The sequence below is a fragment of the Nocardia sp. XZ_19_369 genome, from assembly GCF_015355715.1.
Lineage (GTDB): Bacteria > Actinomycetota > Actinomycetes > Mycobacteriales > Mycobacteriaceae > Nocardia.
Genome location: NZ_JACVED010000012.1, coordinates 224,598 through 235,976, shown reverse-complemented (window position 1 = coordinate 235,976; position 11,379 = coordinate 224,598). Strand labels below are relative to the sequence as shown.

Sequence of the window (11,379 nt, the reverse complement as noted above, 5' to 3'; positions counted from 1 at the left end):
TCAGAGGGTATCGGAGTAGTCCGACATCGAGCGCCCGGTTTTATCCGGGGGTGTCATGATCGAGTCGGCCGGGTCGATCGGATCCGGGCTGCTCAGCGTGGACGCTTCTTCGTCGGCCAGCGCGGCCAGGTGGTCGGCTTCCTTGCGCGCCTTGCGGATGTCGTTCAAGCGGGAGAACTGGATCGCGACCTCGAACAGCACCGTCAGCGCGAGCGCGAGCGCCAGCATCGAGAACGGGTCCTGCGGGGTGACGATGGCCGCGAAGACGAAGAGCCCGAACGTGATTCCGCGCCGCCACGCCTTGAGCCGGGCGTAGGTGAGCACCCCGATGAGGTTCAAACCGATGATCAGCAGCGGGGTTTCGAAGCTGACGCCGAAGATGACGAGCAGCTGGATGATGAAGCTGAAATACTGCGAACCGCTGAGCGCGGTGATCTGGACGTTGTTGCCGATCGTCAGCAGGAAGCTCAATGCGTGCGCGACCACGACGTAGGCCAGCACGGCGCCGGACGCGAACAGCACGCTGCCCGCCGACACGAACCCGACCGCGTACTTGCGTTCCTTCGCGTACAGACCGGGCGTGATGAACGCCCACAATTGGTAGAGCCAGATCGGCGCGGCGAGCACGATGCCCGCCGTCATGCCGACCTTCAAGCGCAGGGTGAACTGCTCGAACGGCGCGGTGGCCAGCAGCTTGCAGCTACCGTCCGGGCTGATCGAGGCGCGCGACGAGTCCGGCAGCGCACAGTAGGGACCGCGAAGGATATCGCCGAGGCTCTTGAGGCCGAGGAACCCGTACTCGTACCACATGAACCCCAGCACGGTGGTGAGGAGAACCGCGGCGATCGAGACCAGCAATCGGTAGCGCAGTTCCTGCAAATGCTCGACCAACGACATGGTGCCGTCGGGATTGGTCCGGCGCTTGCTGTGCCGGGGATCGAACGGGATTCGCATGGTGGGTGATGGCCCCTGGGTTGAGAAGCTCGGCAACAGCGCACAGATCCCGGAGTGAGTCGCGACTCACTCCGGGTCGAACAGCCCGCTCAGAGCGTCTTCGGCTCGGCCTGGGGCTGCGGGGTGACCGACGGGGTGACCGGCTGGGCCTGCGGCAGTTGCTGAACGGGCTGCTGCTGCGCCGGCGCTTGCGCGTCGGACGAGTCCTTGCCCTCGTTCTGCATCTGGCTGACCTCGCTCTTGAAGATGCGCAACGACCGACCCAGGCTGCGGGCCGCGTCGGGCATCCGCTTGGCACCGAAGAACATCACGAAAACGACCGCAATGATCAGCCAGTGCCAGATGCTCAGACTGCCCATGATTTTTACCTCCCAAGACTGGTGATGGTTCTGATGCTACCGGAGGGTGACGTGCGCGAACGCACCGTCCGGCCGCTCGGCGCACTGGGGAGTGCTAAGTCACGATGCCCTGTTTGCCCGATGTTCACCCCGGCTGGGCGAGCTCTGTCAACGAGCGCTCGCCTGCGCGGCCCGCAGTTGTTCGAGCAATTCCGCACCGGTCCAGGTGCGCCGGTCGCCTTGCTCGGCGGCCACGATCAACTCGATCAGCCGCTGATTCACCGGCGTCGGCAGGCCGACCATCGTACCGAGACCGACGATTTCCCCACAGAGCCAAGAGATTTCGGTTTTCCGGCCGAGTTCGAGATCGTCCGCCATGGACGAGCGCGCCACCGGATCGATGGCGAGCACCCGGCCGAAGACGCGCCGGAAAATGCCGTCGGGGACGGTCAGCAGCCGAGTCATCAAGGCGGGCGGCACGGGTGTCAGCCGGGCGGGCGCTATTCGCGCCCTGTTCATCACCGTGAGCGCCTCGCGCTGGGTCAGCGCCAGGCAGCGCCGATAATTCCGGTCGCTGAGTTGCTCGCGCAGCGGCCGCCCGGACAGCGCGTTGATCGGATTGTTCAGGTTCAGCAGCAGCTTGGCCCACTGCACCGAGCGCAGTTCCGGGTAGCGGCGCAACGCCAGCCCGGCCTGCTGGAAGACGTCGAGGAACTGCACCAATGCCGGATCGTCCTGCACGGCGAGCCCGCCCTCGGTGCCGCGATGGAAACGGCCGCCCGGGTGGTGCACCACGTTGAACAGCACCATGCCGGCCAGCACCACGCAGTTGGGCAGGATCTCCCTGATCACCGTGTCGTTGCCGATGCCGTTCTGCAGGCTCAGCACGACCGTGCCCGGCCGGATCTTGCCGGTGAGCTCGCGTACCGCATCCGCGGTCGCCGCCGATTTCACGGTGACCAGCACGATATCGGCCGAGCCGATGTCGTGCGGCTCGGTAGCCACCCGGAAACGGTCGGGGGTCAATGTGTCGTCGCCGCCGTCGAGGTCGGTGAGCCGGACACCGGACGCGGTGATCTCGTCGAGCAACCGCGGTCGGCCGACGAAGGTGACATCGGCGCCCGCCACGGCCAGCTTGCCGCCGACGAAGATGCCGATGCTGCCCGCACCGATCACCATCACCCGGCTCGCCGCGCCGGTGCTCATCCCACCTCCTCGAATCCGGCGGCCGCGTAGGCGGCCAGCGCGGCATTCGAGCGTTCGCGCACCGCCGCGACCAACTCCGGCGGTCCGAGCACGGTGACGCTCGAGCCGAATCCGAGCAGCAGGCGCGCCATCCAGTCCAGCGTGGCGAACCGCATGGTCGCCTCCAAACTGCCATCGGGGTGCACAGCTAGCCGATGCATCGGGTACTGATCGAGCACCCAGGCGTAATCACCGTGAATACGCAAGCGCGCCAACGGAACCGCGGGATCGTCCTGGAACAGGTCGAGCGCGGCGGACTCCTCGGTGGCGTGGCTCGGCGGCCTGGCCGGTTCGTCCAGTTCGATGGCGTCCTCGATCCGGTCGAAGCGGAACAGGCGGACGCCTTCGGCCTGCCTGCACCAGGCTTGCAGGTAGCTGTTGTTGTCTACGAGGACGATCCGAATCGGATCGACGACGCGTTCGGTGACGACATCGCGACTCGCGGAGTAGTAGACCAACCGCAGCGCGCGCTGCCTGGCCAGCGCCGACCGCACGGTGGCGACGGCGGGCGCCTCAGTCGGCGGGGTACGGGCATCATCGAGCTGGCTGCCGGAACCGCCTGCGATAGCCGACTCGATCTTGGCGATGGCGGCGTGCGCCGCGGTCGGGTCGACCATGCCAGGCATGTCCACGATCGAGCGCAGCGCCACCAGCAGCGCGGTCGCCTCGGTCGAGGTGAGCCGCAGCGGGCGGTCGATGCCCGCGGAGAAGGTGACCTCGATGCTCTCCTCGGAGAACGACAGGTCGATCAGGTCACCGGGGCCGTAGCCGGGCAGGCCGCACATCCACAGCTGGTTGAGGTCGCTCATCAGCTGCTTGGTGGTCACGCCCAGATCCGCCGCCGCCTCCGCCGCGCTGATACCGGGGTGCGCGATGAAGTACGGAATCATGTTCAGCAGTCGCGAAAGTCGAACGGAAAGTCTAGAAGAACTCACGACTCCACCTCGCTGGCGCTCGGTTCCGTCGTGCGTTCAAACGCGCTGTGTTTTTGGTTCGTTCGCTGACGCTCACTCACGACCCCACCTCGCTGGCACAGAACCCCACCGCGCTGTGCCGTCGGTGCACTCGCTGACACCTCACGCCGTGACCTCCGTGCGATCGAAAACCGAGCGCAACCGCGCGACCACATCGGTACGCAGGTCCTCCGGCGCGAGCACGACCGCGTCCGGGCCGAGTCCGGTGATCAGCCGGGCAATCCAGTCGCGAGACCGGACCGGTAGCTCGACCACCGCGCCGACCCGACCGCCGATGGTGCGTTCGCCGGTCACCTGCCCGATCCGGCGGAGTTCACGCCCACGCCCCTCGGCCACCCACACCGTCGCCGTGAAACTGACCGGCGCCGAACTGGTGACGCGATCGACGATCGTGCGCAAGTCGATACCGTCCGGTTTGCGCACGACATTCTCCGGCCCGTAGGCGCTCACATCGTCGCCGATCCTGGACAACCGGAAGCTCCGGACCGCATCCCGCTGCCGGTCATGGCCGACGAGATACCAGCGACCATGCCGGGTCACCACACCCCACGGCTCCACATCGCGCATCAGATAGGGCGCGTTGATCGCGCCACGATGTTCGAACCGCACAGCTTGACCCGCGTCGATCGCGGCGAGCAGTTTGCCGAGCACCGGCTCCGAACCACGCGTCCGCGCGGGCACAGCGGGAACCGAGGCCACCGCGGCATCGGTCTCCACGTGGATACCGGCGGCGCGCAGTTTCAGCAGCGCCCCATCCGCCGCGGCGGCAAGTTCCGGCGATTCCCACATCTGCACGGCGACCGCGACGGCGGCGGCTTCCTCGTCGGACAGGTCGATCTCGGGCAGCTCGTAGGCGTCCCGGTTGATCCGGTAGCCCTCCACCGACGTGTACCGGCCGACCGGTCCGATCTCCAGGGGTATGCCCAGGTCACGCAGCTCGTTCTTGTCCCGCTCGAACATTCGGCTGAACGCCTCGTCGCTGGCGGACTCCTCGTAACCGGCGACGCTGTCCCGGATCCGCTCCGCGGTCAGGAACTGCCGGGTCGACAGCAGCGCGATGACCAGATTCATCAGCCGCTCGACCTTCGATATCGCCACCCGATAGAGGGTAATCTGCCCGGCACCGCGCGTGCGCGTCGGCGCGCGATTCCCTCGATCACAGCTCGCCACGCGGCAGAATCGACGGCATGATCATCGCTTTCTCTGTGACCCCGCTCGGCACCGGCGTCGACGTCGGGCGTGCCGTGGCCGAGGCCGTCCGGGTCGTGCGCGCCAGCGGGCTGCCGAACCGGACCGATGCCATGTTCACCACCGTCGAGGGCGAATGGGACGAGGTGATGGGCGTGGTCAAGCAGGCCACCGACGCCGTGCTCGCCGCCGCCCCGCGCTGCAGTCTGGTGTTGAAAGCCGACATCCGGCCCGGCGTCACCGACGGGATGACGTCGAAGGTCGAGACGGTCGAGCGCTACCTCGCCGAGGGTTAGTCCGGGATCGGCGTCTGCTGATACAGCACCAATTTCCACTCGCCGCCCGCGCGCAGGTAGACACTCGACATCTGCCCGCGGAAGGCCGGTGTGTCCCCCTCGCGATACGCGACGCCGGTGTAGACGAGCACCTTGCTGTCCACCCCGCCGTCGATCACCCGCGGCTCGAAGATTTCGTAGGTCCGCCAGGGTGGTGAATCGTTCAGCGCGGCAATGACTTCCGCGCGCCCCAGCACCATTCCGCGCGCGAGCACCATTACCGCGTCCCCGGTCATCAGCAGCCCGTAGAAATCGGCCCCGGTGCCGTCGCACAGCGAGTCCCAGCCCCGGCGCTCGACCTCGAGCAGCTCATTGAGAAGTTCCGTGTCTGCCATACCCCCACCGTATGCACATTCCCGGCAACCGACATCCGACAAGGTCAGGTGACTACCACAGCGTCAGGAAATCAACTCGATCCGGCAAGGCAGCCCTGGCGCCTTGCTGAGTTTCACGTCAGCGGTGAGCAGCGGGATCTCCAGTCGTGCCGCCAGAGCAACGTAGAGCCCGTCATAGAAAGTGATCGTATGACGCAACAGCCAGGCTTCAGCCGCTAGCCAGCCGTGGTGCGCATAGCGCTGGTCGATGACAGTGGCAAGCAGACGCAAACCCCTCGATGCCGCGATGTCACTGATCTGTTCTCCCCGCTCATGGCGACGCAATACGTGCCCCACCTCTGCGTCGATCAGATGAGGCGCATGGCAGATCGTTGAGCCGAGCAGCTGACCTACGGCGATACCCACGCCATCTTTGCGCAGCAGAGCAGTCGACGCCGCCGATGCGTCGACCACGTATTCGTCACTCGCCACGAACTTCCCTCAACGCGTCCAAGATGCTGTCGGCGTCGGCGCCGGGCCGGGGATCGCGTTCCAGGGATTCACGGATGCTTGCCATAGCCTCCGCCTTGGTGCGCCGCCTAGCCATAGAGATCAACTCTCGACGCATATACGCCTGCAACGACATTCCCGCAGCCTCGGCTCGCTGACGTAGGATCTCCGCGTCCTCGTCTGGAACGTCACGAATCTGAATGGTAGCCATAGCGCTATTCTAGCGCATCTATAGCGCTAGAATAGCGACACTACATGGAGGCGATGAGCCGGTCCACGCGTTCGTCCACCGAGCGGAACGGGTCCTTGCACAGGACGGTGCGCTGGGCCTGGTCGTTCAGCTTCAGGTGGACCCAGTCGACGGTGAAGTCGCGGCCGGCTTCCTGGGCGGCGGTGATGAAGTCGCCGCGCAGTTTGGCCCTGGTGGTTTGCGGCGGGGTGTCGACCGCGGCGTCCACGGCCTCGTCCTCGGTGATCCGCTTGGCCAGACCCTTGCGCTGCAGCAGGTCGAACACGCCGCGGCCGCGCTTGATGTCGTGGTAGGCCAGGTCGAGCTGAGCGATCTTCGGGTCGGACAGCTCCATGCTGTAGCGATCCTGGTAGCGCTGGAACAGCTTGCGCTTGATCACCCAGTCGATCTCGGTGTCCACCTTGGCGAAGTCCTGCGCCTCGACGGCGTCGAGGGTGCGGCCCCACAGGTCGACGACCTGGTCGATCTGCGGGTCACGGTCCCGGTTGCGCAGGTGCTCGACCGCGCGGGCGTAGTACTCGCGCTGGATGTCCAGGGCGCTGGCCTGCCGCCCGCCCGCGAGCCGCACCGGACGGCGACCGGTCAGATCGTGACTGACCTCGCGAATGGCGCGAATCGGATTGTCCAGGGCGAAGTCTCGGAAGGAGACGCCCGCCTCGATCATCTCCAGCACCAGCGCGGCCGTGCCGACCTTGAGCATGGTGGTGGGCTCGGCCATGTTCGAGTCGCCGACGATGACGTGCAGGCGGCGGTACTTCTCCGCGTCCGCATGCGGCTCGTCGCGGGTGTTGATGATCGGCCGCGAGCGCGTGGTCGCGGACGAGACACCCTCCCAGATGTGCTCGGCACGCTGGGACAGGCAGAACGTGGCCGCCTTCGGCGTCTGCAGGATCTTGCCCGCGCCGCAGATCAGCTGCCGGGTCACCAGGAAGGGCAACAGCACGTCGGAAATCCTGGAGAACTCCCCCGCGCGCACCACGAGGAAATTCTCGTGGCAGCCGTAGGAGTTGCCCGCGGAATCGGTGTTGTTCTTGAACAGGTAGATATCGCCGCCGATGCCTTCTTCGGCAAGCCGCTGCTCGGCATCGATCAGCAATTCTTCGAGGACCCGCTCGCCCGCTCGGTCGTGGGTCACCAATTGGTGCAGGCTGTCGCATTCGGCAGTCGCGTACTCCGGATGGGACCCGACATCGAGATAGAGCCGAGCACCGTTGCGGAGGAACACGTTCGAGCTGCGGCCCCAGGACACCACCCGGCGGAACAGGTACCGGGCTACCTCGTCGGGGGACAGCCGACGGTGACCGTGGAAGGTGCATGTCACACCGAACTCGGTCTCGATCCCCATGATTCGTCGCTGCACACTATCGACATTACAGCCATGTCATGCGCCCGCGTGGGGCTGCGGACAACACGATCGCATACGTCTTCACAACGATTCGGTCCGGTTTGCCCTGATTCAGCGTCCCGCACCACCTTGGACACCCTTTTCGCAATCCACGAGTCACCGCGCGGCCGCCGCAGATACCATTCGATCCTCCTGCGTGTATCCCACCTCTCGGTATGCGCCGGTGCGCAGCATCATGGCTACCGCTTCAGCGAAGTTCGTTTGTCCCGATATCGACGACGAAGGTAGGCCGAATGCGAACATGGATCAGGGTGGCGGCCGTCGCGGTAATGTGCGCGGTCGTTTCGCAGGGCGTGGTGGCCGCCGAATTCGACGATGCCCCGCCGACCGAACTGATCGCGGTGGACGGCGGGCACCTCGACTGGCCGACCATGCTCCGAGTGCTACGCGACGAGAGGGTCACCGTTCGGCTGGCCGACTCGGCCCGGCAGCGGATGCACACCACCCGGCAGGGCGCCCTGGATTCCGTCGCGGCCGGTCAGCGCGTGTACGGCTGGAATCAGGCGCTCGGCCCGCTGAAGGACCGTCCGCTCGAGCCGGATCAGCAGCGCGAATTCCAGCGGCGCATGCTGCGCTCGCACGCTGCGGGCGTCGGGCCCATGCTGCCGCCGGGCGTGGTGCGGCTGGCCCTGGTGCTGCGCGCCAACTCGATGGCCAGGGCCGCGATGGGGGTGCGTCCGGAGGTGGTGGACCGGATGCTGGCCATGGTCGAGGCGGATGTGCTGCCGATGATGCCGGAGATCGGTTCGCTCGGCACCGGCGATCTGCAACCGATGGCGGCGGCCGGGCTGAGCATGATCGGCGAACACAATCCGGTCCTGTTCCGCGGCAAGCCGGTCGCGGCGAGCATGGCGTTTCGCGCGGCGGGCCTGCCCGAGCAGTTCACCCTGGAGTCCGGCGAGGCGCTGCCGCTGATCAGCGGCGGCAGCGTGGTCACGGCCCGTTTCGTCGAGGCCATCGACCGTGCCGAGCACGACCTGCACGGTTTCGCCGCCGCCTTCGCGCTGTTCCTGGAGGCGACCAGGGCCGAGCAGGGCGCCTTCGACGAGCGCACGCATACCGAGCGCAACCTCGATCACGATATCGACGGAGCCGGGGACATTCGCTCCATGGTGTGCGGCACCGAATGGATGACCGACCACGGGCGCGAACAGTCCGGCGACGCACATCCGCGCATCCAGGACGCCACCTCGGTCCGCTCGACCCCGCACGTGATCGGCGGGCTGCGGCACAGCCTGGACACAGCGCGCGACATCGCCCTGCGCGAGGCCAACGCCTCCACCTCCAACCCGCTGATCTTCGAAAAGGACGGTGGCGGCTACGAATTCGTGATGGGCGGCAACTGGGCGGTGACCCGGATCGGTGCGCAGATCGACGCGTTGAACGCGCAGATCGCGAACCTGGCGATCCTGTCCGAAGGGTTATCCGGCCGTCTACTGGAACCCAAATGGAGCTATGGGGTGCCCGCGAATCTCGCGGGCGGGGAGATCGGGCTGAACTCCGGCATGGTGCAGGCGCAGACGGTTGCCGCCGCCTTGATTCCCGAGATCCAGGTCAGAGCCCATCCCGCCAGCACCATGTCCCGGCCGGTGAAAGGTGGGCAGGAGGATCTCAACACGATGGCGATGGCGTCGATGCGCAACCTCGCGGACAACCTGGATCGGCTGGATATCGTGCTCGGCGTCCAGATTCTGATGGGCGCGCAGGCGGTCGATTTGATGCGAGAACGTATGGGCGAGTTGCGCCTCGGTTCGGGTACGGAGGCGGTGCACGCGGTGGTTCGTCAGCGCATCCCGATGCTCCATGACGACCGCTATCTCAGCCCCGACGTCGACGCGGCCATCGCCCTGGTCCGCGAGGACGCCTTCACCCCCGCTTTCCGCGCCGCCGACGAAACCCGCTGCGCCGCATAGCCGGAACCAGGCACCGCGGCGCGACTACCAGGACGATGCCGGCCAGGACCGCCGAATATGAAGTGGGCCCGTGCGATACCACCACTGGGGCAGCACCGCACGGGCCCGGACTTCTGAACGGCGTTACTCGGCTTCGGGTGTCTCCGCCGGTTCCGCCTTGGCCTTGCCCTTCTTGGCCGGGTTCAGCAACTGCTCCAGCGCGGAATTGGTGACCCGCCGGAAAGCCCGTCGCGGTCGCGCCTGCTCCAGCGCGGCGACCTCGAGCGAACTGACGCCGAGCACCCGCTTCTCCTTCTCCGCACCCTCGGGGACGCCCGCCTGCAGCGCCTCCACCGCGACCTTGATCGCGGCGCCCAGGTCGAGACCGGGCTTGTAGGACGCCTTCAACGCGGTCAGGATCGGCTCGGTCGTGCCGCCCATCACCACGTATTCGCGCTCGTCCACGATCGACCCGTCGAAGGTGATCCGATACAGCACCGTCGTCGGCGGCTGCTCCGGATAGCCCACCTCCGCCACGCAGATCTCCACCTCGTAGGGCTTGAGCTGATCGGTGAAGATCGACCCGAGCACCTGGGCGTAGGCGTTGGCCAGTGCGCGGCCGGTCACGTCGCGGCGGTCATACTGGTAACCGCGAATGTCGGCCTGCAGGATTCCGCTGCGGCGCAGGTTCTCGAACTCGTTGTATTTGCCGACCGCGGCGAATCCGACCCGGTCGTAGAGCTCACTCACCTTGTGCAGCGTCGCGGACGGGTTCTCCGCGACGAACAGCACACCCTTGTCGTACACCAGGACCACGACACTGCGACCCCGACCGATGCCCTTGCGCGCGAGCTCGGTCTTGTCGCGCATGATCTGCTCGGCCGACGCGTAGTACGGCAGTGTCATGCGCGGGCACTCCCTTCTTCGGCAGCCTCGCGATCGGCGACGATCCCGCGAGCGATCGCTTCGAGCCGGTCCTCGGTCACCTCGACCGCACCTTCCTCGTCGATGACGATCGCCGTCGGATAGATCCCGCGCATCAGATCGGGACCACCCGTCGCGGTGTCGTCGTCGGCCGCGTCGAACAGCGACTCGACGGCGATGCGCAAGGCGCGCTCCTGATCAATTCCCTTGGCGTACAGCTTCTTCAGCGACCCCTTGGCGAAGACCGAACCCGATCCCACCGCGGCGTAACCGAACCGCTCCTCGCTACGTCCACCCACCACGTCGTACGAGACGATGCGGCCGACCCGGTCCGGGTCGGTGGCATTGACGTCGTACCCGACCAAAATCGGAACCACCGCCAGCCCCTGCAGGGCGGCGGGCAAGTTCTCGCGCACCATCTTCGACAGCTTGTTGGACTTGCCGTCGAAGGTCAGGGATACGCCCTCGAGCTTCTCGTAGTGCTCCAGCTCGACCGCGAAGATCCGCACCATCTCGACGGCCATGCCCGCGGTGCCGGCGATGCCGGCCGCGGAGTAGCTGTCGGTGATGTAGACCTTCTCGATGTCCCTGCTGGCCAACAGGTTTCCCTGGGTGGCCCGCCGGTCACCGGCGATGAGCACGCCGCCGCGGTAACTGATCGCGACGATGGTGGTGCCGTGCGGCGCGATGTCCTTGGCGCCGGTGGCACTCAACATTGCGCCGTCGACCATCCCGAACTTGTTGCCGGGCAACATGTCCGGGGCGTGCATGCGGAGGTATTCGGAGAAGGACGAGAGGGCGTACCCCAGGTGGAGACGCGAGGGGTCACCTACTGTCACTGGCCGCCTTTCTGAACGTACGCACGGACGAAGTCTTCGGCGTTCTCCTCGAGCACATCATCGATCTCGTCGAGCAGGTCGTCGGTCTCCTCCGCCAGCTTTTCGCGGCGCTCCTGACCGGCGGCGTCTGCACCCTCCGGACCATCATCCTCGTCGCCGCCCCCGGCGCGCTTGGTCTGCTCTTGTGCCATGGCAGCCGACCTCCTCTGTC

At 66.5% G+C, this 11,379-nt stretch carries 13 protein-coding genes and 1 pseudogene; 2 read left to right on the top strand and 12 right to left on the bottom strand.

Annotated elements, in window-relative coordinates:
• The 5 genes from tatC to IBX18_RS37255 form a co-directional block, all read right to left on the bottom strand.
• Nucleotides 1–954 (bottom strand): twin-arginine translocase subunit TatC, encoded by a 954-nt coding sequence (gene tatC, locus IBX18_RS37275; protein ID WP_194838121.1) that lies wholly within the window; start codon nucleotides 952–954, stop codon nucleotides 1–3.
• 89 nt (nucleotides 955–1,043) lie between these two features.
• Nucleotides 1,044–1,313, bottom strand: a complete 270-nt coding sequence (tatA, locus tag IBX18_RS37270) for a Sec-independent protein translocase subunit TatA (protein ID WP_194838120.1) — start codon at nucleotides 1,311–1,313, stop codon at nucleotides 1,044–1,046.
• A gap of 147 nt (nucleotides 1,314–1,460) precedes the next feature.
• A complete protein-coding gene (locus IBX18_RS37265; RefSeq protein ID WP_194838119.1) occupies nucleotides 1,461–2,498 on the bottom strand; it encodes a 2-dehydropantoate 2-reductase in 1,038 nt (345 codons plus the stop codon).
• The gene (locus IBX18_RS37260; RefSeq protein WP_306796574.1) at nucleotides 2,495–3,472 is read right to left on the bottom strand and encodes a YafY family protein; all 978 of its coding nucleotides are present in this window, start codon (nucleotides 3,470–3,472) and stop codon (nucleotides 2,495–2,497) included. The genes IBX18_RS37265 and IBX18_RS37260 overlap by 4 nt, the downstream gene beginning before the upstream one ends.
• Nucleotides 3,473–3,613: 141 nt before the next feature.
• Entirely contained in the window at nucleotides 3,614–4,609 is a 996-nt protein-coding gene (locus IBX18_RS37255; RefSeq protein ID WP_194838118.1) for a YafY family protein, read from the bottom strand.
• A gap of 89 nt (nucleotides 4,610–4,698) precedes the next feature.
• Here IBX18_RS37255 and IBX18_RS37250 point away from each other — a divergent pair, with 89 nt between their 5' ends.
• On the top strand, nucleotides 4,699–4,995 hold the full coding sequence (locus tag IBX18_RS37250; RefSeq protein ID WP_107657673.1) for an MTH1187 family thiamine-binding protein: 297 nt from the start codon (nucleotides 4,699–4,701) through the stop codon (nucleotides 4,993–4,995).
• Here IBX18_RS37250 and IBX18_RS37245 read toward each other — a convergent pair.
• The 4 genes and pseudogenes from IBX18_RS37245 to pafA form a co-directional block, all read right to left on the bottom strand.
• Nucleotides 4,992–5,369 carry a nuclear transport factor 2 family protein gene (locus IBX18_RS37245; RefSeq protein ID WP_194838117.1) on the bottom strand — a complete coding sequence of 126 codons (378 nt, stop codon included), beginning with the start codon at nucleotides 5,367–5,369 and terminating at the stop codon, nucleotides 4,992–4,994. The genes IBX18_RS37250 and IBX18_RS37245 overlap by 4 nt on opposite strands.
• Before the next feature lie 63 nt (nucleotides 5,370–5,432).
• A complete protein-coding gene (locus IBX18_RS37240; protein WP_194838116.1) occupies nucleotides 5,433–5,840 on the bottom strand; it encodes a type II toxin-antitoxin system VapC family toxin in 408 nt (135 codons plus the stop codon).
• A gap of 133 nt (nucleotides 5,841–5,973) precedes the next feature.
• A pseudogene (locus IBX18_RS43540) lies at nucleotides 5,974–6,069 on the bottom strand (antitoxin); the annotation flags it as partial.
• A 40-nt stretch (nucleotides 6,070–6,109) separates the two neighbouring features.
• A complete protein-coding gene (pafA, locus tag IBX18_RS37230; RefSeq protein WP_186818252.1) occupies nucleotides 6,110–7,468 on the bottom strand; it encodes a Pup--protein ligase in 1,359 nt (452 codons plus the stop codon).
• Between the two features lie 278 nt (nucleotides 7,469–7,746).
• On the opposite strand from pafA, the gene hutH reads away from it, so the two are divergent.
• Nucleotides 7,747–9,426: a histidine ammonia-lyase gene (gene hutH / locus IBX18_RS37225; RefSeq protein ID WP_194838114.1), complete on the top strand. Its 1,680-nt coding sequence runs from the start codon at nucleotides 7,747–7,749 to the stop codon at nucleotides 9,424–9,426.
• 123 nt (nucleotides 9,427–9,549) lie between these two features.
• Here hutH and prcA read toward each other — a convergent pair whose 3' ends face one another.
• From prcA to IBX18_RS37210, 3 genes are read right to left on the bottom strand one after another with little or no spacing between them, the layout of a single operon-like run.
• A complete protein-coding gene (gene prcA / locus IBX18_RS37220) occupies nucleotides 9,550–10,311 on the bottom strand; it encodes a proteasome subunit alpha (protein WP_135231794.1) in 762 nt (253 codons plus the stop codon).
• A complete protein-coding gene (gene prcB, locus IBX18_RS37215; RefSeq protein WP_194838113.1) occupies nucleotides 10,308–11,168 on the bottom strand; it encodes a proteasome subunit beta in 861 nt (286 codons plus the stop codon). Before prcB ends, prcA begins: the two co-directional genes overlap by 4 nt.
• Nucleotides 11,165–11,359, bottom strand: coding sequence for a ubiquitin-like protein Pup (locus IBX18_RS37210; protein ID WP_107657679.1), 195 nt, complete (start codon nucleotides 11,357–11,359; stop codon nucleotides 11,165–11,167). Before IBX18_RS37210 ends, prcB begins: the two co-directional genes overlap by 4 nt.
• Nucleotides 11,360–11,379 lie beyond the last annotated feature (20 nt).